The organism is Corynebacterium sp. MSK039 (genome assembly GCF_030232315.1).
Lineage (GTDB): Bacteria > Actinomycetota > Actinomycetes > Mycobacteriales > Mycobacteriaceae > Corynebacterium.
Map to the genome: position 1 here is coordinate 1 of NZ_JASPJL010000012.1, position 23,122 is coordinate 23,122.

22 protein-coding genes and 1 riboswitch are annotated in these 23,122 nt (G+C 66.2%); of the genes, 3 read left to right on the top strand and 19 right to left on the bottom strand.

Annotation, left to right across the window (positions count from 1 at the left end; all coding sequences use genetic code 11):
* Window positions 1-257: 257 nt before the first annotated feature.
* The 7 genes from groL to glmS all read right to left on the bottom strand — a co-directional run bounded on the left by groL (window position 258) and on the right by glmS (window position 10,093).
* Window positions 258-1,868, bottom strand: a complete 1,611-nt coding sequence (gene groL, locus QP997_RS07955) for a chaperonin GroEL (RefSeq protein WP_284758125.1) — start codon at window positions 1,866-1,868, stop codon at window positions 258-260.
* A gap of 11 nt (window positions 1,869-1,879) precedes the next feature.
* A complete protein-coding gene (gene groES, locus QP997_RS07960; protein WP_041628457.1) occupies window positions 1,880-2,179 on the bottom strand; it encodes a co-chaperone GroES in 300 nt (99 codons plus the stop codon).
* A gap of 396 nt (window positions 2,180-2,575) precedes the next feature.
* Window positions 2,576-5,161, bottom strand: a complete 2,586-nt coding sequence (gene tsaD / locus QP997_RS07965) for a tRNA (adenosine(37)-N6)-threonylcarbamoyltransferase complex transferase subunit TsaD (RefSeq protein WP_284846793.1) — start codon at window positions 5,159-5,161, stop codon at window positions 2,576-2,578.
* Between the two features lie 159 nt (window positions 5,162-5,320).
* A complete protein-coding gene (gene tsaE / locus QP997_RS07970) occupies window positions 5,321-5,965 on the bottom strand; it encodes a tRNA (adenosine(37)-N6)-threonylcarbamoyltransferase complex ATPase subunit type 1 TsaE (RefSeq protein ID WP_284846794.1) in 645 nt (214 codons plus the stop codon).
* On the bottom strand, window positions 5,952-7,214 hold the full coding sequence (gene alr / locus QP997_RS07975) for an alanine racemase (protein ID WP_284846795.1): 1,263 nt from the start codon (window positions 7,212-7,214) through the stop codon (window positions 5,952-5,954). The genes tsaE and alr overlap by 14 nt, the downstream gene beginning before the upstream one ends.
* A 10-nt stretch (window positions 7,215-7,224) precedes the next feature.
* Window positions 7,225-8,166: an ADP-dependent NAD(P)H-hydrate dehydratase gene (locus tag QP997_RS07980; protein WP_284846796.1), complete on the bottom strand. Its 942-nt coding sequence runs from the start codon at window positions 8,164-8,166 to the stop codon at window positions 7,225-7,227.
* Between the two features lie 64 nt (window positions 8,167-8,230).
* Window positions 8,231-10,093, bottom strand: a complete 1,863-nt coding sequence (glmS, locus tag QP997_RS07985; RefSeq protein WP_284846797.1) for a glutamine--fructose-6-phosphate transaminase (isomerizing) — start codon at window positions 10,091-10,093, stop codon at window positions 8,231-8,233.
* A 2-nt stretch (window positions 10,094-10,095) separates the two neighbouring features.
* Here glmS and QP997_RS07990 point away from each other — a divergent pair, with 2 nt between their 5' ends.
* Window positions 10,096-11,052: a dienelactone hydrolase family protein gene (locus QP997_RS07990; protein WP_284846798.1), complete on the top strand. Its 957-nt coding sequence runs from the start codon at window positions 10,096-10,098 to the stop codon at window positions 11,050-11,052.
* A gap of 387 nt (window positions 11,053-11,439) precedes the next feature.
* Here QP997_RS07990 and QP997_RS07995 read toward each other — a convergent pair whose 3' ends face one another.
* Window positions 11,440-12,264 (bottom strand): ImmA/IrrE family metallo-endopeptidase, encoded by an 825-nt coding sequence (locus tag QP997_RS07995; protein WP_284846799.1) that lies wholly within the window; start codon window positions 12,262-12,264, stop codon window positions 11,440-11,442.
* Window positions 12,261-12,608 (bottom strand): helix-turn-helix domain-containing protein, encoded by a 348-nt coding sequence (locus tag QP997_RS08000; protein ID WP_284846800.1) that lies wholly within the window; start codon window positions 12,606-12,608, stop codon window positions 12,261-12,263. The genes QP997_RS07995 and QP997_RS08000 overlap by 4 nt, the downstream gene beginning before the upstream one ends.
* Window positions 12,609-12,747: 139 nt before the next feature.
* On the opposite strand from QP997_RS08000, the gene QP997_RS08005 reads away from it, so the two are divergent.
* Window positions 12,748-13,428, top strand: a complete 681-nt coding sequence (locus QP997_RS08005) for an alpha-ketoglutarate-dependent dioxygenase AlkB family protein (RefSeq protein ID WP_284846801.1) — start codon at window positions 12,748-12,750, stop codon at window positions 13,426-13,428.
* A gap of 401 nt (window positions 13,429-13,829) precedes the next feature.
* Here QP997_RS08005 and QP997_RS08010 read toward each other — a convergent pair whose 3' ends face one another.
* From QP997_RS08010 to QP997_RS08055, 10 genes are all read right to left on the bottom strand, one after another.
* Window positions 13,830-14,354: a hypothetical protein gene (locus tag QP997_RS08010; protein WP_284846802.1), complete on the bottom strand. Its 525-nt coding sequence runs from the start codon at window positions 14,352-14,354 to the stop codon at window positions 13,830-13,832.
* Window positions 14,355-14,534: 180 nt separating this feature from the next.
* Entirely contained in the window at window positions 14,535-14,879 is a 345-nt protein-coding gene (locus QP997_RS08015; RefSeq protein ID WP_284846803.1) for a hypothetical protein, read from the bottom strand.
* The gene (locus tag QP997_RS08020; protein ID WP_284846804.1) at window positions 14,873-15,991 is read right to left on the bottom strand and encodes a putative sodium/potassium/calcium exchanger; all 1,119 of its coding nucleotides are present in this window, start codon (window positions 15,989-15,991) and stop codon (window positions 14,873-14,875) included. Before QP997_RS08020 ends, QP997_RS08015 begins: the two co-directional genes overlap by 7 nt.
* Entirely contained in the window at window positions 15,988-16,302 is a 315-nt protein-coding gene (locus QP997_RS08025; RefSeq protein WP_284846805.1) for a hypothetical protein, read from the bottom strand. The genes QP997_RS08020 and QP997_RS08025 overlap by 4 nt, the downstream gene beginning before the upstream one ends.
* Window positions 16,303-16,499: 197 nt before the next feature.
* Window positions 16,500-17,840, bottom strand: coding sequence for a phosphoglucosamine mutase (gene glmM / locus QP997_RS08030; RefSeq protein ID WP_284846806.1), 1,341 nt, complete (start codon window positions 17,838-17,840; stop codon window positions 16,500-16,502).
* A 166-nt stretch (window positions 17,841-18,006) separates the two neighbouring features.
* Entirely contained in the window at window positions 18,007-19,650 is a 1,644-nt protein-coding gene (locus QP997_RS08035) for a bifunctional hydroxymethylpyrimidine kinase/phosphomethylpyrimidine kinase (protein WP_284846807.1), read from the bottom strand.
* A riboswitch (TPP riboswitch) is annotated at window positions 19,644-19,794 on the bottom strand. (Overlaps the previous gene by 7 nt.)
* Before the next feature lie 219 nt (window positions 19,795-20,013).
* Window positions 20,014-20,559: a 30S ribosomal protein S9 gene (rpsI, locus tag QP997_RS08040; RefSeq protein WP_070758321.1), complete on the bottom strand. Its 546-nt coding sequence runs from the start codon at window positions 20,557-20,559 to the stop codon at window positions 20,014-20,016.
* Complete coding sequence (rplM, locus tag QP997_RS08045) at window positions 20,559-21,002, bottom strand: 50S ribosomal protein L13 (protein WP_015381272.1); 444 nt, start codon at window positions 21,000-21,002, stop codon at window positions 20,559-20,561. Before rplM ends, rpsI begins: the two co-directional genes overlap by 1 nt.
* A 455-nt stretch (window positions 21,003-21,457) precedes the next feature.
* Entirely contained in the window at window positions 21,458-21,739 is a 282-nt protein-coding gene (locus tag QP997_RS08050) for a WXG100 family type VII secretion target (protein ID WP_012359627.1), read from the bottom strand.
* A gap of 75 nt (window positions 21,740-21,814) precedes the next feature.
* Window positions 21,815-22,099 carry a WXG100 family type VII secretion target gene (locus QP997_RS08055; protein ID WP_012359626.1) on the bottom strand — a complete coding sequence of 95 codons (285 nt, stop codon included), beginning with the start codon at window positions 22,097-22,099 and terminating at the stop codon, window positions 21,815-21,817.
* Window positions 22,100-22,278: 179 nt separating this feature from the next.
* Here QP997_RS08055 and QP997_RS08060 point away from each other — a divergent pair, with 179 nt between their 5' ends.
* Complete coding sequence (locus QP997_RS08060; protein ID WP_284846808.1) at window positions 22,279-23,001, top strand: DNA methyltransferase; 723 nt, start codon at window positions 22,279-22,281, stop codon at window positions 22,999-23,001.
* Window positions 23,002-23,122 lie beyond the last annotated feature (121 nt).

A 23,122-nucleotide genomic window follows, 5' to 3' on the forward strand; every position in this document is an offset into this window, starting at 1 on the left:
AACTAGTCCCGGGGGCTACGCGCTCCCAGAATGCGTTCCAGAGCACTCCAAGGTTGCGCAGGGCGCGCCACCCAAGAGCATCCCCAGGGCGCGTTTCTAGCGCCACCCCAGAGCATCCTCAGGGCACGCCACCCAAGAGCATCCCCAGGGCGCGTTTCTAGCGCCACCCCAGAGCATCCTCAGGGCGCACCCCCCAGAGCATCCCGCAGGGCGCTCATTTTCCGAGCGCCCAGCGCCACCCCAGAGCGCCCTACCTGCTAGTGCTGGTGACCACCAGCTGCAGGCTCAGCCTTCTCAGGCTTATCAACCACAGCGGTCTCGGTGGTCAGCACCATGCGCGCCACGGAAGTGGCGTTCACGACGGCGCTGTGCGTGACCTTCACTGGGTCGATGATGCCCTGCTCCAGCAGGTTGCCGTACTCGAGGGTCGCAGCGTTGAAGCCGGAGCCATTCTCCTGCTCCGCGGTCTTGGAGACCACCACTGCCCCATCGAGGCCAGCGTTCTCAGCGATCCAGAACGCCGGGCGGCGCAGCGCCTTAGCCAGGGTCTTCATGCCCACGGCCTCGTCGCCGGCCTCAGCAGCAGCCAGCTTGTCGATCTCCTCAGCGATCTGCACAAGCACGGAACCGCCACCGGCGATCACGCCCTCCTGCGCCGCGGCACGTGCCGCGTTGATCGCATCCTCGACGCGCAGCTTGCGCTCGTTGACCTCGGTCTCGGTCGCGCCACCGACGCGCAGCACAGCCACGCCGCCGGAGAGCTTCGCGAGGCGCTCCTCGAGCTTCTCGCGGTCCCAGTTCGAGTCGGTGTTCTCGATGTCCCGACGCAACTGGGTGCGGCGCTCAGCCACAGCGTCCTGCGAACCGCCGCCGTCGACGATGACAGTCTCGTCCTTCGTGACGGTGATGCGGCGCGCGGTGCCCATGTCGTCCAGGGTGACGGCGGACAGCTTCCCGCCGAGCTCCTTATCGACGACGGTGGCGCCGGTGACGATGGCCAGATCATCCATGAATGCCTTGCGGCGGTCGCCGAAGTACGGGGACTTCACGCCCACGACCTTCAGGGACTTGCGGATGGAGTTGACCACCAGCATCTGCAGAGGCTCGCCCTCGATGTCCTCGGCGATGATCAGTACTTCCTTGCCGGACTGGGCGATCTGCTCCAGGACTGGCAGGAAGTCCGGCAGGCTGGAGATCTTCTCGCGGACCAGCAGGACCAGCGGGTTCTCCAGGACGGCCTGACCGGAGTCAGTATCGGTGACGAAGTACGGGGACAGGAAGCCCTTGTCGAAGGACAGGCCTTCGGTGACGGTGGCTTCGTCCTCGAGGGACTGGGACTCCTCGACGGTGACCACGCCGTCGCGTCCGACCTTCTCGAAGGCGTCGGAGACCATCGTGCCGATGGACTCGTCGCGGGAGGAGACGGTGGCGACGTTGGCGATCGCAGCGGCGTCGGAAACTTCCTGTGCGCGCTCCTTCAGCAGCTCCACGACCTTCTCGGAGGCGGTGGCGATGCCGCGGTTCAGCGCGATCGGGTTGGCGCCGGCGGCGACGTTGCGCAGGCCCTCGTTGATGAGCGCCTGGGCCAGCAGGGTGGCGGTGGTGGTGCCGTCGCCTGCGATGTCGTTGGTCTTGATGGCGACGGACTTCACCAGCTGCGCACCGAGGTCCTCGAAGGGGTCCTCGAGGTCGATGTCGCGGGCGATGGTCACGCCGTCGTTGGTGACCAGTGGGCCACCGAAGGCACGGTCCAGCACGACGTTGCGGCCGCGCGGGCCGAGCGTCACCTTCACCGCGTCAGCGAGCGTGTCGACACCCTTTTGGAGGCCCTGGCGGGCTTCTTGATCAAATGCGATGAGTTTGGACATGCGTTACCCGCTTACTTTTCGATGACGGCGAGGATGTCGCGCTGGTTGAGCAGCAGGTACTCCTGGCCCTCGTACTTCAGCTCGGTGCCGCCGAACTTGGAGAAGATGACGGTGTCGCCTTCCTTGACGTCCATTGGGATGCGGTCGTCATCGTCTGCCCAACGGCCCGGGCCGACTGCGACGACGGTTGCTTCCTGTGGCTTCTCCTGTGCGGAATCTGGAATCACCAGGCCGGATGCAGTGGTGGTTTCTGCTTCGACGATCTGGACCAGAACGCGGTCCTCGAGCGGCTTGATGTTGACGTTAGCCACGTTGAATACCTCCGTGTATTCCTCAAGGTTTCTTTGTGCCCCGTTGATTGGGGCTTGGTTCTTTTGTGCCGGTTTGTTTTCCGTGCACAGCCGTCGTCGCGGGTGAACAACTGTGTGTCAAACAACCTGACTAGCACTCTACCCACCCAAGTGCTAAGCCTCAACAGCGCCGGTTGAGTCGGGCTTACTCAGGCTTGTTCAGGCTTGCTCAGCTTGAGCGCGATGGTCGCTCGTCGTGTTTCAGTCGTCGGCGCTGCCCCGCCCGTTCCCGTTCTTTGTCCCCCTCTTTTTCTTTGACGACGACGCCCCCACCACCGCTGGTCCGTCTGTTTCGGCAGTGAGGTTCGACGCCCCGCCCGGACGCCGCCCCCGCCACCGCTGGCCCGTATCTTCCACCTAGTCCGTGAGGATCGGGACCTCCACCTCAAGGGCCGGGTCGGTGCCGACGGACATTGCGGTCGGTTGCGCGCCTTCGCTGATGAGCTGCGCGGCCAGAGCGGCGATCATCACGCCGTTATCGGTGCACAGCGGCAGCGGTGGGATGCGCAGCTCCACCCCGGCGTCGCGGCAGCGGTCGGCGGCCAGCCCGCGCAGCCGGGAGTTCGCGGAGACTCCCCCGCCGAGCAGCAGCACCTTCGCACCGGTGTCCTCGCAGGCGCGCAGGGCCTTGGCGGTGAGGACGTCGGCCACGGCCTCCTGGAAGGAGGCGCAGACGTCCTCCACAGGGATGGCGTTCTCCCCCACCTGCCCGGCTGCTTCGGCGCGCTCGACGAAACGCGCGACGGCGGTCTTCAGCCCGGAGAAGGAGAAGTCGTAGCGGGAGTCCTGCGGGCGCATCATGCCGCGCGGGAAGGCGATGGCCTTGCGGTTGCCCTGGCGGGCGAGCCGGTCGATCACTGGCCCGCCCGGGTAGCCGAGCCCGAGGAGGCGGGAGACCTTGTCATAGGCCTCGCCGGCGGCATCATCGAGGGTGCTGCCGAGCTCCGTCATGGGCTTACCCACGCCGTCGACCTGCAGGATCTGGGTGTGCCCGCCGCTGACGAGCAACGCGATGGCATTCTTCAGCGGCTCGCGGCCCTCCTCCGTGAGCGCCTCGACGGCGACGTGCCCGCCCAGGTGGTTCACCGCGTAAAACGGCACCTCCCAGGCGGCGGCGTAAGCCTTGGCCGCGGCGGCACCAACCATGAGCGCGCCGGCGAGTCCAGGTCCGATGGTCACGGCGACGGCGTCCGGGCGCTGGCCGATGCGGGTCCGCTTCTGCAGGCTGCGCATCGCCGCCCGCATGGTGGGCTGCATGGCCTCCAGGTGGGCGCGGCTGGCGATCTCCGGGACCACGCCACCGAAGCGGGCGTGCTGTTCCATGGAGCTGGCGACCTGGTTGACGAGTTCCTCGACGACCGGGGCGCTGCCTGTTTCCTCTTGGTCACCGGCAGGCGCGCTCATGCGTACGACGCCGACGCCGGTCTCGTCGCAGGAACTTTCAATACCCATGACGAGCATGGACTCTGCAGCATCAGTAGCGCTCCCCGGCGTGGCGACGTCTTGCTCGGCGATGCCTTCTGCTCCGTCCTGCACACCCTCGCCCGCCTGGCTCGGGCGCTTCTCGTCCGGCCGGAACATGGTGAGGGCATCGGCCCCGGAGGGCTGGTAGTAGCCCTTACGGCGGCCGGTGACCGCGAAGCCATAGCTTTCGTAGAGCCCCACGGCCGGGGCATTGCCATCCCGGACCTCCAGGTACACCGGCCCGCCGATGACCTGCAGAGGCTCGAAGAGCTTGTCCATCAGCAGCCTGGAGTATCCCTTGCCTTGCTGCTCCGGGGACAGCGCCACGGTGTGGATCTCCCACTCCGGGTCCGCGGTCGGCCCGTTGAGCGCGATGCCTGCATAGCCCTGCAGCTGACCGGCCACCCGCAGGGCGACGTAGTAGTTGCGGGGGTTGGCGAGCTCAGCGCGGAAGGCCTCCAGGGACCACGGGGATTCCTCGCTGAAGAGTTCCTGCTCGATCCGCGCCATCTCCTCCAGGTCAGCCAGGGATGCGCGATCCAGGGCCAGCAGCTCCACTGTGGGTTCGGCATCCGCCAGTTCGGCATTCGCAGGTTCGACATTCCCAGCTTCAGCATTCGCGGGCTCGGCATTCGCCCCTTCCGGCGCGGCCTCCGCCGCCCGCTGCTCAGCCTCCAGCCGATCAAAAGCCGCCACATCCTCAGCGGCCGCGGCGAAGTTCACCGCGGCAGTGCGCTCCTTGCGCTTCGGCTCCGCGGCATCCGGCCGGCGCAAATACTGCGCTACCAGCGGGCGCCCCAGCCGCTCCACAAAGTGGCCCTCCCCCTCGAGCCACCACAGCTGATCCGCGCCCGCTAGCGCCAGCCCCTCGGGCGTGGGGTACGCATCCTCCGTGATGATGCGCCATGCCTCGGCCGCGGCCTTCTCCTCCCCTTCAAGCTTCTCGATCGCACGCGCCACCTCGGCGGTCAGCGCCACCGCGATGGGCTTGGAGCCGTGCTCAGCCAGCACGTCCGCGGGCTTGCCCACGGCGGGCCCAGCGACCAGCCGACCGGCCTCGGTGGCGGTGGCGGAGTACCACTCGCGCCTCCTAGCGTCGGAAAGAACGAGGCATTCCTGGTGACCAGCCGCAACACTGGCGGCGGTGGCGGACAACGAATCCACCCCGAACACCGGAACACCGATCGCGTCCGCGAACGCCGCCCCCGTCGCCATCCCGACGCGCAGCCCCGTAAACGGCCCCGGACCAGTGCCGACGACCACCGCTTCGATGTCCCGCGGTCGCAGCCCCGCCTCCGCGAGGGACTCCTGAATATGCGGCACAAGCAGCTCCATGTGGCCGCGCGGGTTGCGCTGCACCCGCTGCGAGAGCGTGGTCGCGGAGTACTCGAACGTGCCCCAACCGCCCGCCCGACGGTTGACCTCAACGAGGCCAGAAACAACGTAGGACGTGGCGGTATCAATCGTGAGCACGAGCATGGGGGTTAGTGTACTACCCCGCGCAGACACGCCTTTCGCGCTCCGTTTGAGGACGCTTCGACCACGGTTCCCCGCCGTCGATGGCGCCCATCCTCGACGCCCATTCTCGACGACGTCCAGCTAGTCACCGCCCGTCGTCTGCTCCCTCGGCGATCCCAGCTACTCGCGCCAGCGCCAGTGGACCTCGCGCGGGTCGTCCTCGTCGCCGTCGGTCATGTCGATGACCCCGCCGTCCGCGAGGTCGCCATCTACGACGTCCGAGCCATCACCGTTGACGTCCGCGGTCACGACGTCGCTGTCATCATCTCCCTCAGTACCCACGGCGCGCGTGATCTCCACGTCCAGCACCCGGTCCGCGAGCTCCTCCACGACCCCGCGCCCCCATTCGGCGACGAGCACGGCGTCGTCCAGGTCGGCGTCGATGTCCAGGGACTCCAGGGTGTCCAGGACGTCGTCGCGGGAGAGCTGCTCGCCCGGCGCGATGGACTCGGCCACCCCCTCGCCGAGCAGGCGGTAGGCGTCCATGTGCAGCAGCCGGATGCCGCGCGCCCCGGGCTTGTGGGTGCGCACGATGGTGAAGGTCGGCGACTGCACGCGCCCCTTGACCGCCAGCCCTTCGGCAATACCCTGCGTGATGGTGGTTTTACCCGCCCCGAGTGGGCCAGTGAGGATCACGACGGTGCCCGCGGCGAGCTGCTCCCCCAGCTCGCGGCCGATGGCCCGCATGTCTTCGGGGGTCCGGGCGTGCGCGTGGCCCTGCACCTCGCCCAGGTCCACCCCGCTGCCAGCCTTAGCGTTCGACAACGTGTTCCTCACCTTCCACGTCCACGACGACCCGCTGGACGCGTGGCCCGCGCGGCATCGTGACGATCTCATAGGGGATGGTGTCGGCGGCGGCTGCCAGGTCCTCTGCGCCGGGCTCCCCTGCTGCCGGGTCGCCGAAGATCACGGCCCAGTCGCCTGGCTGCACGGCCTCGGCGGCAGCGCTCTCGGCGGGCCCCAGGGCGACGACGAACTGGTCCATGCAGATCCTCCCGACCTGCTGGTAGCTCTCGCCGTTGATGCTGACCTGCATCTTTCCGGACGCCGACCGTGGCACCCCGTCCGCGTAGCCTGCGGCGACGACGGCGGTGCGCGTGTCCTCCGGGGCGGTCCAGATGCCGCCGTAGCTGACGGATTCGCCCTTCGGGACGACGCGGGTGGTGATGACCTTCGCGCGCATGCTCATCGTCCGCTGGAGGGGCAGGACGTCCGGTAGTCCCGGCACGGCGTTCTCCGCCACCCCAGTCGGGGTTCCGCCTGCCACCGGGTCCACGCCGTAGACACCCAGGCCGGGGCGCACGAGCTCGTGGTGCATATCCGGGCGGGTCAGCGTTGCCGGGGTGTTGGCGATGTGGTTGCGGGGCACTGCCATGCCCGCGGCGCGGCAGTCGGCGATGGCTTGCTGGAAGCGCTGGTGCTGCCGGTCGGTCACGGCGCGCTGCGTGTCCTCATCCGCGGACGCCAGGTGCGTGAATACCCCATCCACCGCGATGAGGCCCTCCTTCTCTGCGGCAGCGAGCAGCGCGATGGTTTCCTGCCATTCGGCCGGGCTGATCCCGGAGCGGGACATGCCGGTATCGGCCATCACGCCCACCATCGGGCGTGTTTTGCCCTGCCAGGCGCGGGCCTGGTCGATGAGGTTGCGGGCGTGTGCCAGGGAAGGCACGCCCAGGGTCAGTTCGGCCTCGAAGGCCGGGGTGAGGTCCATGGCTGGCTCCCACATCCAGGCGAAGATGGTGGCCGGCTCGCCGTCCTTGACCGGACCGGCCTCGCGCAGCAACAGAGCCTCCGGGACAGTGGCCACCCCCAGCACGGCCGCACCGTGATCGAGCGCGGTCTGCGCGATCCGCAGCGCGCCGTGGTTATAGCCATCGGCCTTCACGACCGCCATGAGTTGGGCAGGTGCGACGAAGTCCGCGAAGAAGCGGGTGTTCTTGGCCAGTGCTGGAAGGTCGACGACGAGCTGGATGAGCTCGCCGTGACCCGTCTTGTCCTTCGGGGTGTGGGTCATGGACTCCAGGCTAGTCGCCGTCGGCGTCTTCATGCGCGTACCGGAGCGCGACGGCGACCACGGCGTGGATGCTCTCCACGATGTCGGACGCCGAGATCGGAGCGAAGCCCTCTGGGGTCTCCGCAGCATGAAGCGCTGCCACCGCGTGCACCGCCACCGCGCCCAGGATGCAGTGCAGCAGCGGGGCCTCTTCGGCCGCTGCAATCACGGCACCAGCGATGCCCGCCAGCACGTCCCCGGAGCCAGGGGTCGCGGACCAGGAGTGTCCTGCATCCACGCCCCAGGCGACATCCCCATCAGAGACGATGGTGTGCCGCCCCTTGAGTAGCACCACCGACTTGGTCTGCCGGGCCAGCCAGGCGCACGCGGTGCGGCGGCGGTCAAAGTCCTGGTCAACGGCCGCGGTCTCGGCCTGCTCCTCGTTCCCCAGCGCCCGGGCGAGGGCGGCGAATTCCCCGGCGTGTGGGGTCAGGACGGTCGCCCGGCCCGTGGTGTGGCGGTTGATAATCCCGCGTAGCAGCTGCGGATTATTCGCCGCCAGCTGCAGCGCCGAGGCATCCAGCAGCAGGGGCTCGGGCTGACGCACCAGCCAGTCCAGAATGTTCAGTGCTTCCGGCGACTCCTCGTCGATCCCGGGGCCTGCGACCCAGGCCTGCACCCTCCCGGCCTTCTCCGGGCGCGGGGCGCTGACCACCTCCGGCAGGGCCAGGGCGATCAGGCGCGGGTCCACGGGGCCTGCGTAGCGCACCATCGGCGAGGTGGACTTCACCGCCGCCTTGAGCGCCAGCAGCGCGGCCCCCGGGAAGGTATCGGAGCCGGCGAAAATGCCCACGACACCGGCGTACTTATCTTCTTGTGGTTGCGGGGACGGCCAGACCTCTCCGGCCGCGACCAGGCAGTCGCGTGCGGCGAGCAACTCGCCGGGTGGGGTGTCGTCCAAAAAATTCGGCATGGGGCGAAGCTCCTGGGTGGTGAGTGGTGAGTTAATGCCGGAGTAGCCCGGGGTGCCCTAAGAACTACTCCACGGTGACGGACTTAGCCAGGTTGCGCGGCTTGTCGATGTCCTCGTTGCCGCACTGGCGGGCGATGTCCGCGGCCAGGAACTGCAGCGGGACGGTGGACAGCAGCGGCTGCATCAGCGTGCCCGTCGCCGGGATCTCCAGCAGCCAGTTGGCGTACGGACGCACGGCCTCGTCGCCCTCCTCCGCGATGACGATCGTCTTCGCACCGCGGGCGCGGATCTCCTGGATATTGGACACGATCTTGGAGTGCAGCACCGGGCGGCCCGTCGGGGACGGGACGACGACGACCACCGGCAGGTCGTCCTCAATCAGGGCGATCGGGCCGTGCTTGAGCTCACCGGCGGCGAAGCCCTCGGCGTGGATGTAGGCCAGCTCCTTGAGCTTCAATGCGCCCTCGAGCGCGACCGGGAAGCCGACGTGGCGGCCCAGGAAGAGCATGGTCTTGACCGGCCCGAGCTCCTCGGCGAGCTGCTCGATCGGCTCGGCGAGCTCCAGGGTCTTTTCGATCTTGGCGGGCAGCTCGGCGAGGGTGTCGTAGATGTCGCCGATTTCGTCGGGGTACATCGTGCCGCGCGCCTGGGCCAGCGCCAGGCCGACCACATAGTTCGCCGCAACCTGGGCGAGGAAGGCCTTGGTGGAGGCCACGCCGATCTCCGGGCCGGCGTGGGTGTAGAGCACCGCGTCGGATTCGCGCGGGATCTGGGAGCCGTTGGTGTTGCACACCGCCAGCACGCGCGCGCCCTGGGTCTTGGCGTGGCGCACGGCCTCCAGGGTGTCGGCGGTCTCGCCGGACTGGGAGACGGCAACGACGAGGGTCTGCTGGTTCAGCACCGGGTCGCGGTAGCGGAACTCGGATGCGACCTCGATCTCCACGGGGATGCGGGCCCAGTGCTCGATGGCGTACTTCGCCAGCAGCCCGGAGTGGTAGGCGGAACCACAGGCGACGACGTAGACCTTCTGGATGTTGCGGAGGTCGTCGTCGGAGAGGCGCTGCTCGTCGAGGACGACCTTGCCGTCGACGAAGCGGCCGGCCAGGGTGTCGCGGACGGCGGCGGGCTGCTCGTGGATTTCCTTCATCATGAAGGAGTCGAAGCCGTCCTTCTCGGCGGCCTCCTGGTCCCAGTCGATGGTGAACGGGCTGCCCTCGGCGGGGGCGCCGTCGAAGTCCATGATCTCGTAGTTATCAGCGGTGATGGCGACGGCGCTGTCCTGGCCGAGCTCGACGGCGTTCTTGGTGTGGGCGATGAAGGCGGCGACGTCCGAACCCAGGAACATGCCGTCCTCCCCGACCCCGACGATCAGCGGGGTGTTGCGGCGACCGGCGACGATGAGGTCCGGCTCGTCAGCGTGGGTGAACAGGACGGTGAACGCACCTTCCAGGCGGCGCAGAACGGCGAGCGCGGAGGCCTTGACGTCCCCGGCGAACTCGCCCTCGTTGTACTCGATGGCGAGCAGGTGGGCGGCGACCTCGGAGTCCGTGTCCGAGACCAGTTCGATGCCGCGGGCCTCGAGCTCGTCGCGCAGGGCGGCGAAGTTCTCGATGATGCCGTTGTGGACGATGGCGGCCTTACCGTCGAAGGAGAGGTGCGGGTGCGCGTTGACGTCGTTCGGGCGACCGTGGGTTGCCCACCGGGTGTGCCCCAGGCAGGTGTTCCCGGTCAGGGTGTCGCGGCCAATGATGTCGATGCGCTCGACGAGGTTGCTGAGCTTGCCCTCGGCTTTTTCTACGCGGATACCTTCTGCGTTATTGACGGCGATACCGGCGGAATCGTATCCCCGGTACTCCATCCTTTGCAGTGCATCGAGCCCGATTTCCAGGGCTTGGTTCTTTCCTACGTATCCAACGATTGCGCACATAAATGGAAACGATACACGCCCGCTTGGCCCATGCGGAAGCACTTTCTACTAGTGTGAGTTGCGTGGCTGATAGTTTGAAAAACCTCGTTCCAAGGCTCGGCAAGCGTGGCCCGCACCGGGTGCTCACCGGCGACCTGAATTTCGCTGGCATCCCGGGCCGCGTATACACCCCTGCCGAGGGCAAGGGCATCCCGGGCATCGCGTTCGGACACGACTGGCGGGTGGGCGCGAAGGCCTACCACGCAACGTTGCGGCACCTTGCGAGCTGGGGTTTCGCCGTGGCCGCTCCCGATACGGAGCGCGGCGTGCTGCCGAACCACCGTGGCTTCGCCTCCGACCTGGAGACCTCCCTGCAGATCCTGGCTGGCGTGAAGCTGGGTCAGGGCAACGTGACGGTGCACCCGTCGAAGCTGTACCTGGCTGGTCACGGCATGGGCGCGGCGGCAGCGGTGCTGGCAGCAACGGCCCGCGAGTACGTCAAGGACAGCTTTGATTCTTATGGGGACAAGCCAACCCTGGCTGGTGTGATGGCTGTGTACCCGGCTGATGCGAACCCGAGCCCGTATGACGCTGCGCAGCACGTGGACGCCCCGGGCCTGGTGCTCTCCCCTGGTGGTATTCACGCCGCCCCGTCCGGCAACCCGGAGCGCCTAGCCGCGAACTGGCAGGGCGAAGTTGTGTACCGCCGGATGGATAAGGCCTCGCAGGCCGGTTTCCACGAGAATTACGGCCGCCGCCTGGTGATGGGCTCTGGGCTGCCGGAGTTCGCCGCGCAGGAGACAGCGCGTGGACTGATGACTGGTTTCGTGCTGGCTGATGAGTCCCGGAAGTACAAGGCTTTCCGCGACCCTCGCGCGGAACTGAAGGACACGAGCGTGAAGGATCAGCTGGAGCTGTACCGCGAGCTGCCGGAGAACATCGACGTTGAGGAAGCGCTGAGCAACATCCGGCTGGGCTAGCTGGCTGCTGGACGCGCAGGGCTGCGCTCCGGTTTTCCGATGATGCCGGAACTGTGGTGTAGGTTCCTCCGGCCTCTCATCTCCACACATCCAGGCCTAATAGTCCTGTCTCCTCCAGCGGTTTTAAGCCGTCATCAAGGCTGCGCAGCCGGGCGTACAGCTTCCGCAATGACGAACGATCCGGCAACTCTTCTTTCCCGGCGGCATTTTTCAGAACCGTCACCGTACTTATGAGCGCCAGGCTGCCGACCGAGGATCCGCTCGCCCGTAGCCTTTGGAGGCGGCGCGCCTCCTGATTTGCCGTCCGGCGACCCTCTCCGTCATCGATCAGGACGATGATGTCGTTCCCCTGTTCAGCAGCGACGACGGCATGCGCGATGACCGTATCTATTCCAAACCGCTGAGATCCACGTTCACAGGCGGCAAGTGCTGAATCTCAAATTCATCGTCAGGCTGAGGCTTCGGCGCAATTCCTGCTTCGGCGAACTCAGCAAGCACATCCGCCTCCGGAATGCCACGCAGCGTGGCAATGGTTTGGGCGCTCACCACGCCTTCGATATACCCCCTGGTTGCGCGAGCTAAAAGTTTCTGCGGCGCCCGGATCCGATCTGATTCCTCCTGGAGTCCGTGATAATAGTCACGCCAACCGTATTTCGTCGCCAGGGCGCCAGTGGAGATCTGCTGCCAGTTTTCCGTTAAATCAGAATTGATATAACCCGTGTCCCGTAGCGCGATAGCAGCGATCGCTGGCGACACGAGGTAACGCTGCACAACCCGCGAGAGTGTCACCTCTGAGACAGGCTCCTCGGCCCCCAGCCACGCCTTGAGGCCCTCTTGAGGGATCAACAGGTGCCGGGCGAAGGCATCGGCGCGGATCTCTTCAGCTGGGCGTCTGGGGCCTCCTCCAACTGGAGATCCTTGCAGGTTTTCACGGAAATCTTCGAAAATTACGTGCCCGAGCTCATGTGCAAGAGTGCTGCGCTGCCGCATCGGATGACGGGTGCGAGCCACACCAATAAGGATGTGTTCACGCACCGGATCAAACATCGTCAGCCCATGTTCGTCTGCATCCGCATCAACAACCGCGACGTCGTACCCCGTGAATCGCTCGACGAGCCCGACCAGGTCTCCTAGTGGTTGCACGCCCAACCCATGGGCAGTGCGAAACTCTTGGGCTGCCTTTTTCGCTTGGGTTTCGTTCGAGCTGGTCATAAGACCTTCGCAATCGCTTGATCGTCCAGGTAGGCGTCCAACTCCATGAAGTGGAGCAACCTCTGGCGCATTGCGTCCATTTTGGCGCCATTGGTGCTGCGTGCCGCACTCACGACACGTTTCGCAACACCCTCGCCCGTGAGCTGCGCGACGGTGCAGCCAGTCGCATCGGCGATGCGAATTAGCTCCGGCATCTTCACGTTCCGCTCCCCCTTGAGTATGCGATGCACCGTTGACTGCGACAGGCCAGTACGTGCGGCCAGGTCACGCTGCGAGAGGCCGGCAGAGCTAAGAGCGTTCTCAATTGCCGAAATCATTTCACTCACCCCCGAACCGTGAATCACTTTTAGATTCTTGATTCAAGACTATCGCAGCTCCGGCCACAAGACAATAGGTCACGTCGTGAGGTCACTGCCCCCTGTTTGATGTCACTTTCCTTTAGCTCGGGCAGGCCGACATCGAGGCGCCCTAGAATCGGACACTATGCTTTTCGACGACCTCCCGCGTGACGACGCCCGAATCACCCCTGGCGTCGTGCACCTCCCGAGCTGGCTCAAACTTGGGCAGCAGGCCGCGGTCGTCTCCCAGCTCCGTGAGATCGCCCGTGAGCTGGCGGGCACCCCGTTGAGTATGAGCCGTCCGCAGCTCAAAAGTGGCCGCATGCAGGTATTTATGCTGCACCTGGGCCGCATGTGGGTGACCGAACCGACGTACCGCTACGTCACCCACGTCGCAGGGCATCGAGTGCCCCTAGTGCCGGAGAACCTCGCGGAGACCGCACGGCAAGCGCTGACCAGTGCCGGGCGCTACGACGCCGCATTATCCGCCTGGGTGGAAACCTTCCGACCCGATATGGCGCTCGTCAACTACTATCCGCCCGGCGCGACCATGGGGATGCACCAGGACCGCAACGAGAACTCGCTGGCACCGGTCGTCTCGCTGTCTATCGGCGATGAGGCCCTGTTCCGCATCGGGAGCACCGAGACTCGCAACCAACCGTGGGACGAAGTGACCCTGATCAGCGGCGACGTCATCGTCTTCGGCGGGCCGAAACGCCTCGCCTTCCACGGTGTCCCCCAGACCAGGCCAGAGACCCTGCCCGACGGATGCGGGCTCAAGGAAGGCCGGATCAACATCACCTTCAGGCAGTTGGATGACCGCTAGCTGCGCTTCCCGACCATCGCTTGGTAGCAGCCCAGGCGATAACCCAGCAGGGATAGTTGCCTTCACCTAGCCGAACACGCCCACCAGGCACTCACGTTTGGCGCTTTCAGGGGCAGTGCCGGGGAATTCCTCAAGAATATGAGCGTCACCCCCTAGCCGAGGGATAACTACGTTAACTTCCACCATGCGTTCGCGCTTACTGCCTTCGGGAATCGTGTCGATGAATTCCTCGAGAGGATGTAGCGTCACAATGCTTAATCGTACAATTTTAGAGTCCCGCTCTGCGCACATGTTCCGATCTCGAAAAGCTCACGTTTCGGTCAATTTCATGGCGTTTTCTGACCACAACGTGAGCTTTCCGAATGTTTGCGCCGGCGAGCGCTCGATCAAATTCGAGTCAGCTAGCAAGAATCCTCTTCTTCGTCATCGAGCCATTCAAACTCCCACTCGTCATCGCGGGGCTCCCACAGGTACTCCCATTGTGCCCTCAGGGATTCGATCTCCCCCTCTGGTGCATTCAACTCCTCGAGAAGATCGAAGAGCGCTTCGAGCGCAGGGTCCTCTTTTTCATTCAAAAAGTGGAAACTCTCGTTGAGAAGGCGAAGAACCTCCGCTGCGATCTTTTCGTCGGCTATTTTGCCGCGACACTGCACAGCCTTATTCAAAATAGCCCCGGTCAGTGTCTGCTCTTCGTAGGCCGGAGAGTAGGTCACCAAGGCCATTCGCAGCTCATAAAAGAGCGGGTGTTCCAGAAGCTCTGGACGTACCGCGGCTGAGGCGTCCGGCAGGAAGAACTCCAATTCATTCGTTGTGTTCGAGAAATGATGGGCGGCAGCGGCGCATAGGTGCGCACAGAGGTCCCCCGCCCGGAATTCGGCACAACTGCAGTCGCTACAACCAGGAAACATAGCTCCGTCGAGTTGCACTTCCGCGTCCCCGATCGTAGTGCGGTAGACGAAAGGGGCAGTATCCCTCAGTTGGACCGGGTACTCGAGAGCTCGGGCGTTCCGGATCGTCTCGTCCGCAAAGAAAGCCTTGATAAGCGGAGTATCGAAGCACGCCATGGATTCAGAGTAGCGTGGTGAGTTTTCCTAGTCGAATACCGTCTAATCGAAGAGATTTGAGGGCACGCACCAGCCGGCACGCTTGATGTCCCGCTCCGCCAGGCCCGGGCCGGGATGACCGGCCCCCGCCCGGTTGCTCGCGGGCTCGTCACTATCCACGCCCGTGGCGCCGGCTGCCCGGTCCGCGGCCTCTCGGCCACCGGCGGTGCTGGCGTCGAAGCCCCCGTGAGCGCTCTTGCCGTCCTGCCCCGCCTGGGCTTGGCGTTCCACGAGCTTCTCCAGGGTGTCCCGGTGCTGGGACATCTCCCGCTCGAAGGCCGTCGCTGCCTCATCCATGCGGGCGAGGAACTCCCCCATGATCGCCTCGTACTTATCGCGGTCTACCACTGCCCGCTCCTTTCAATCCCCACCTCATAGGTCCGTTCCAGGGTGATCCCGGTAGTCGCGGGCTTCACCGCGGGTGAGCCTCCGGGCTCAGCATTCACCCCACCGATCGCCCCATCGCCGGAAGCATGGAAAGCCTGCTCTGCCTGGGCGGTGCCCGCGCCCTCGGCCAGCCAGATATCCGGGCTCCAGGCCGCCACCTCGGCAGGCTCGACGTCCTGCGGCAGCGCCCCGGAGGCCTCCAGTTCGACGACGGGAGCGTCGTCACCCGACTGCACATCGCCATCGTCGGTTGTTGTTCCGCCTGCATCGTCGTTCGCCGCACCATCCTGGTCCGAGCCTGCCGCGTCAGCCTCAGGGCGCGGCACCTCCTGAGGCTGTGGTGACTCCACGCCCGATGCAGGCTCGGCCCCTGGGGCTTCACGTTCCGGCGAGTCCGTGCCAACCGCCGGCGCGGCGTCCTGCCCCTCCGGGCTGCCCTGAACAACCGCACTGCCCTGCTCCGGCTGCTCACCGTGGCCACCGCCGGCGTCCTGTCCGGTCACCGCCTCCAGCACCGCCGGATCGGTGGTGCTGAGCTGCACCTCCCCCTCGCTGCCAGCCACGGCCGCTTCGCAGTCCACGACCAGCTGATCAGCTGCCTCAGTGAGCGCCTTATTGCGGCGTTCCAGCTGATCGCACACCGCGCGCTGGGCCGAATCCCCCATCGCCTTCAGCAGCTCCGGCGGGCATTCCGGCAGCGCGATGCGGGATTGCTCCACCTGGTCCTCGAAGCGGGAGACGATCCGCTCCACCTCCGCGGCGGTGTGCTCACAGAGGTTGCCGATGAGCTCCGTGGCACCCCGGCCCGACTCCGCAACCTGTACCAAGCCCTGGTCGTACTGCTGCTGCGCAGCACACGCTTGGGCTAGTTGCACGCCCCCGCAGCCCGCAAGATCCTTCGGGTCCGCCTGGAGCACCGGCGGTGGCGTCCTGAACAAAAGATGGGCGGCGGACTGCAGGGCGTCCGGGTCCAGGCCGCGGGTGAATCCGGCGGCGGACTCCGCAGGCCCCACCGGAACACCGTAACTGGCCAGCTGCTTGATGGCGCGCTCCACGCGCTGCTGCTGCCTCATCGGAGCACCTCAGTGATGGCACCCGCCGCGCTGTGGTCGGCATCCTCGGCGTCACGGGCCAGTGTGGAAGCTGCCCGCGCCTCCGCTGCGACCTGTTCGGACTGGCGTTGCCGCAGCTCATGCAGCTGCGCGAGCACACGCTCGATGCGGTGCCCCTGCGCGCTCAAGCCCTCCCCGAACGCGCTGGCTGCGATGTCCGGCCGCTGACCTGCCAAAAGTTGCGACCAGGACTGCTGGTGGCGCCCCAGCAGCTCCGCGTATTCGATCAGCTTCTGCGGCTCCACCGCAAGCGACTTCGACCCCTCAGACACGTCCCCCGCGCCCCCTTCGCGCATCGCGCCCAACGCCTACCGGTCGTGGCCGGCACCGGGCAGCAAAAAACCTTCCGCCCTATTAGACAACGCCACGGGGCGAAAGGTTCCCGAAAATCCGAAATCCGCGGGGATACCGCGAACCCCGCCCCGGATCCAACGCCTAGGGCCCCGACCGAGCCCAGGCCCGCGCCCGGCTACACCTCGGCGACGACTGCCGCCAGCTGGCCGGCGATCTTGCGCGCCGTCGCGGAATCCGCGGCCTCCACCATCACGCGGAACAGCTCCTCGGTGCCGGACGGGCGCAGCAGCACCCGGCCGGTCTCGCCGAGCTCCTCCTCCGCCTCCGCGATGGCCTGCTTCACCCGCTCGTCACCGGCGATCGCAGCCTTGTTGGACACCGGCACGTTAATCAGCGTCTGCGGCAACACCTGCATCGCGGACGCCAGCTCCGCCAGCGTCTTGCCCGTCGTCGCCATCCGCGCCATCAGGAACAGCCCCGTAAGCAGGCCGTCTCCGGTCGTGCCGTGCTCCGGGATCACGATGTGGCCGGACTGCTCGCCGCCCAGGGAGTAATCCCCGGCGCGCAGGTCCTCCACCACATAACGGTCGCCCACCTGCGTCTGCCGCAGTGTGATACCGTTGCGCTCCATCGCCAGCTTCAGCCCGAGGTTAGACATCACCGTCGCGACCAGCGTGTTGCGCTTCAGCTCACCGCCGTCCTTCATCGACAGCGCGAGGACGGCCATGATCTGGTCCCCATCAACGACGTTGCCCTGCGCGTCCACGGCGAGGCAGCGGTCGGCGTCGCCGTCGTGCGCCAGGCCCAGGTCCGCACCATGCTCGACGACAGCCTTCTGCAGCTGGTCAATGTGCGTGGAACCAACACCGTCGTTGATGTTGTAGCCATTCGGCTTATTCGACACGGCGACGACCTCCGCGCCCGCGGCCTCGTAGGCCATCGGGGCGGCCTGGTACGCCGCGCCGTGGGCGCAGTCCACCACGACCTTGATGCCGTCCAGGCGGGTGTGCACCGCCTGCTGCAGGTGGTGCAGGTAGCGGTCCAGCGCGCTGTGGGACTGGTCGAAAACCCGGCCGATGGCCGCACCGGTGGGGCCTTCCTCCGGCAGCTTGCCCATCTCCTGCTCGATCTCGTCCTCGATCCAGTCCTCGAGCTTGCGCCCACCGATGGCGAAGAACTTGATGCCGTTATCCGGCATGGGGTTGTGGCTCGCGGAGACCATAACCCCCATGTCGGAGCCATAATCATCGGTCAGGAACGCAACCGCCGGGGTGGGCAGCACGCCCACGTCCAGCACGTCCACGCCCTGCGAGGCCAAGCCCGCGGACAGGGCGGCAGTCAGCATCTCCCCGGACACGCGCGGGTCCCGGCCGATGATCGCGGTCGGGCGGCGGTCGGTGGACTTCTTTTCCGTCAGTACCCGGGCTGCCGCCGCGCCCAGCCGCATAGCCAGCGGGGCAGTCAGCTTCTCGTTAGCAAGGCCACGAACACCGTCGGTTCCGAACAATCTTCCCATGGCTCAATAGCTTACAAGAGGGCTGCGACACCACCGGGTTGCGGCGCGAGCGGGTGCGGTGGCGCGCCAAAGGGCGGGCCCTAACCAGCAGGGACGTCCCCGTCGAAAGCTAAGCGGAAGGGACGGACGTCATCGTCCACGCTGTGGGGACGAGCGCCACCGCCTGCTACCAGCGGCGATCCGCCTGGTCGAAGAACTCCCGCTCGTAGACCGCAGCGTTGAGATACGCGGACGTCGCAGCCTCCCGCTCCTCCTCGCTCGCCGCCTCGAAGGCTGCCTCGGTGCGCTGGATCGCCTCCCGCGCCCCGGAGAGGAACTCCTCGTCAGCGTAAGTATCCAGCCACGCCTTGAACGGGTGGCCGCTGTGGTTCGCCCGCGTCAGCTCCAGGCCGATCTCCGCATACAGCCAGAAGCACGGCAGCACCCCGGCAACACCGCACACATACGGCTCCACGGTGGCCGTCGCGACCAGGAAGTTCGTGTACGCAAGGGTCACCGGGGAGGGGGCGACCGGGTTCGCGGACGCGTCCTCGATGCCGCGACCCGCAAGCCAGGTGCGGTGCAGCTCCGCTTCACCCTCGATGCAGCCGGCCGCGGAATTCGCCCACATCACCTGGCCCGCCGAATCCGGGGCCTTGGTGGACAGCTCCGCCAGCGCGCGCGAGTAGCGGTTCAGGTATAGGGCGTCCTGGGCGAGGTAGAAGTTGAAATCCTCCTCCGCCAGCCGCCCGGAAGCCAGCCCACGGATGAACGGCAGCTCCATGATCTCCTGCCACACCTGGCCCGTCAGCTCCCACAGGCGGCGGGTGTGTGGCCCCGCCGGTTCCAGGTGCGGGGTCGGGGCGGCGGCGTAGCCCTGACCTTCCGGCAGCTCGCCGCGCAGGTGCGGCCAGATCTCGCTGCTCGCGACCTGCTCCAGCCGGCGGGAACGGTGGCTGTGGTCGACCGGGCCGAAGCCGGTGCCGTCGCCGACCTGCAGCTTCTTACCGTTCTCGATCGCCTCGTGCAGCCAGCGGGTCGACCAGCGCAGCGCGGCCCCGGCGTCCTCGCCGAGCCCCATGCGGGTAGCCAGCGCCGAGGAGAGGCTGCAGCCGGTGCCGTGGGTATTGCGCGTGTCGATGCGGTAGGTCGGCACCCGGTCCACCCGCCCGTCCGGGTACACCACGGCGTTGTCCGCGCGCTCCCCGCTGAGGTGACCACCCTTGACGATGACGATGGTGCCGTTCTCCCGAGCGAGCGGCTGGGCCTGGGCGACGGCGGCGTCGTAGTCGGTGGCGGCGTCCTTCCCCGTCAGGACAGCGAGCTCTGGGACGTTCGGGGTGATGACGTCCACGTCTGCGACCAGGCCGCGCACCGCTTCTTCCGCGTCCTCTTCCAGCAGGCGGTGACCGGAGCTGGAGACCATGACCGGGTCGAGGACAACGACGGGCGCCGGGTTGTCGCGCAGCGCCTCCCGGACGAGGGCGACGGTCGCGGCGTCGCCGAGCATGCCGATCTTGATGGCGTCGACGGTGACGTCCCCGAAGACGGAGTCGAACTGCTTACGGACGAAGTCGTGGTCGATCTCCGCGATGGCCTGCACGCCGTGGGTGTTCTGAGAGACCAGGGCAGTGACGACAGACATGCCGAAGCCGCCGGCCGCTGCGATGGACTTCAGGTCCGCAGTCTGGCCCGCGCCGCCTGTGGGGTCGGTGCCCGCGATGGAGAGCACGCGCGGGATCGCGGGGGTTGGGTTGGCGGCGTTGGTGGCGTTGGCGGCGGTGGCGGAGCCGGTCGGGGTGGGCTGGGTGGGCAGATTCGAGTGTTGCATGATGCGAGCATCCCTTCGCTAGTACGAACTAGATCAGGTTCTTAGGGTGTGTTCTCAGCGGCCCCGACGGCTGGCGGCGAGTATCCGCCACCTGCGCATTTGCGCGGATTGCGGGCGGTCGGGGCCGCACCCCTTGCGTTATTTTTGACCTGTGGCTCCACAGCCTAGCAACTGCAGTGCTGGGGTTGGCGTGAGGCCAGCCCCGCAGCTGGAGTCGGCCCGTTTCAGCACCCAGCGCGGCTCGCGCACCCATGCCCCCGTCTGCCCCTGGGCCGGCATCCGTACCTCCCCCAGGAACGCCGAAACCCCCGACCGGCCGACAAAGCCGATGCGGGGGTGTGGGGCAGTAAAACCGGTGAAGGTTTAGCGCTTGGAGTACTGCGGGGCACGACGTGCACCGTGCAGACCTGCCTTCTTACGCTCGACAGCACGAGCGTCGCGGGTCAGGAAGCCAGCCTTCTTCAGCTGGGTGCGCTCCTCCGGGTTGTACTTGTTCAGGGCGCGGGCGATAGCCAGACGCATCGCACCAGCCTGGCCGGACGGGCCACCGCCGGACAGGGTTGCCTGGATGTCGAACTGGTTCTCGCGCTCCAGCAGGACCAGCGGGTCCTTGATGAGCTGCTCGTGGAGCTTGTTCGGGAAGTAGTCCTCCAGTGCGCGGCCGTTGCAGGTGATCTGGCCGGAGCCCTCAACCATGCGGACGCGGACGATGGCGCGCTTACGGCGACCAACGGTCTGGATCGGGCCCTCGTACAGCGGAGCAGCCGGTGCGGCCTCTTCGGCCTCCTGGCCCTCAACGTTGAGGGAGTCACCGATGGATGCCACGAACTCCTCGTTGGCAGCGTCGGTGGAGGTGTACTGTGCGGCCTCGTTCTCGAAGGCCTCGGTGTTGTCGAAGTTCTCAGCCATTACTGTGCCACCTGCTTGATCTCGTAGGTCTCTGGCTTCTGAGCAGCGTACGGGTGCTCGGAGCCGGCGAAGACGCGAAGCTTCTTAACGGAAGCGTTGGACAGCTTGTTCTGCGGCATCATGCCACGGACAGCCTCTTCGATGACGCGCTCTGGGTTCAGCTCCAGGGAACGGCCCAGGGTCATAGACTTCAGGCCACCTGGGTAGCCAGAGTGGCGGTAGCGCATCTCGCGGTCACGCTTGTTGGAGGAGATGTGAACCTTGTCGGCGTTGATGATGATGACGTTGTCGCCGCAGTCAACGTTCGGCGCGAAGGTCGGCTTGCCCTTGCCGCGCAGCAGGTCAGCTGCGGTGACGGCCAGGCGACCCAGCACCACGTCAGTGGCGTCGATGACGTACCACTTACGGGTAATGTCACCGCTCTTCGGGTGGAAAGTAGTCACGTTGGACTCCTGTAGGTCGAATCGGAACTGCCAGCCAGAGCTGCGCTCGAGCGCGGTCAATGTACTGCTCAGAGGCAGTTTCTTCCGCTGCTCAAGGATCCTCGGCGGCCGGTGGAGACCCGAGGACACGTTATGCAACCTTTAACACCCTAGCTATCCGCAGCTCATACGCCAAATTTTGGGACGTCGCTACGCCCGCCTCCTGGCCCGCCAGCCGAGCGCCTCATGACCACGCACGGCGCGATTCGCGGTGACACTGGGCACGGCGACGTCCTCCTCTTGAACGACCCTTGCCCGGGAAAACGGTGGTGTCCTGTCTCTTGCCCACGCGCTCTTCACTGCACCCCCACGCACGGCAACACCCCGCGGGGACAGTTCCCCACGGGGTGCGTGCGCAGCCGGTTCAGGCTTCCAAGCGCTTCGGCCGGTTCAGCTGATCGGGCTGGTGTGGTCAGTTACGCCCAGCTGCGGGCCGCCGAGGTGTTGATCTGGCTCATGCGATCGTTGGCCTGGCGGACCGTCACGCTGATCTGGCCGAGCACCTCGTTGAGCTCAGCGGCCGCACGGTCCCAGCGCAGCTGCGCCTGCTGGTAGGCCTCCGAGGACTCGCCTTCCCAGTCCGCGACCAGTGGCTGCAGCTGCTGCTTGAGGTCTTCCAGATTGCCGTTGATCCGCCCCCGGGTCTGGTTAATATCGTCGGCTGTCTGCGCGATCATGCCGAAGTTGTACTTGATCATTGTTCTCAAATCCCCCCTGGATTTTCTCTGTGCGGTGCGGCCTCTGTTGCGGAAGCGGCCGCATCAGTCGCTGGTTTAGCGGAATGCCTGCATGTTCTCGAGCTCGGTGTCGTCGAAGGAACGCGCGTTGGCCCGGATGTTCTCAGAGATGCTGTTCAGCGCCTCGCTGAGTTCCCGGGCGCTGGTGTTCCACCGCTCCATCAGGTTCTGGAATGCCCCCTGCGCCTGGCCGCGCCACACGCCCGAGGTTTCCGCAACGATGCCCTGTAGCCGGGACAGCTCCCCCTGGATGCTCGCGTTGACCTGGTCAACGTTGCTGGCCGCCCCGGTCATCGTTGCGACATCTGTCCTAAAACTCATGTTCCCTCCCCATGTTTTCGCGAACCGGTTATCGGTCCGTCAAAAGTATTAGACAACTAACGAGCCCAAAAGGTTCCCGCTTTGACGAAAATTCCTTCAAACTCTGCGCCCACGCCCACTCCCCCGACTTCCCGGACCGGTCACTGGTCTTTTCAGGACATCGGGCTAAACTGCAGGTCATGACGCCTTCCCCGCCCCTGGATGCGCCAACGGCAACCCCCGCCACACCCCTGCGGACGAGCATCGCCGAGTTCCTCGTGGATCGCCCTGCCGGCGCGGACGAGGACGTCCACATGTGCACCGCGATCGTGGACCACGTGATCCGTACTTATTCCGCCCCTGGCGACATGGTTTTTGATCCCTTCGCGGGCTTTGGAACCACACTCATCCGTGCCGTGCGGCTCGGCAGGCGCGCCGGAGGCATCGAACTGCTGCCGGAACGGGTGGCTCAGATTTTTGCGCTAGCACCGGAGGCGAGCGTGGTCGCTGGAGATGCGCGCCGGATCCTGCCGATGTTGGCGTCGTCGTCAGAACAACCGCAGAAAAACGAGCCGCGACCTGCAGTGAACCTGGTTCTCACGTCCCCGCCGTACATGGCCGCGACGGAGGGCGAGGCCGATCCGCTGGAGGCTTATGAGTGCGGCGGCGGGGACTATCGGCGTTACCTCGCGGAGCTGGGCGAGGTGGCGGCCGAATGCGCGCGACTGGTGGTTCCCGGTGGGCACGTGGTGTGGAACGTGGGCGATATTCGCCACGCGGGGGCGCTGACCCCACTGATCGCGGACTGCGCCGAGTTGCTGGCAGAGCACCTAGAGCAGGTGGCCGTGGTGGAGATCGAATGGGATGAGTATCCGCACGACATCATCCGCGACGCGCTGCTCGTCTTCCGGCGCAAGGCGTAGGTGGCTGCGAGAGGGCTGGCTGGAGGAGGCGGAGCTGCCTGGTGTGGTGGAGCTGAGGTCACCGGGCGGGCTGGACTGCGGGGTTGAGCTTCATAGCCGGGCCGCACGCTGGTGGGCGCGC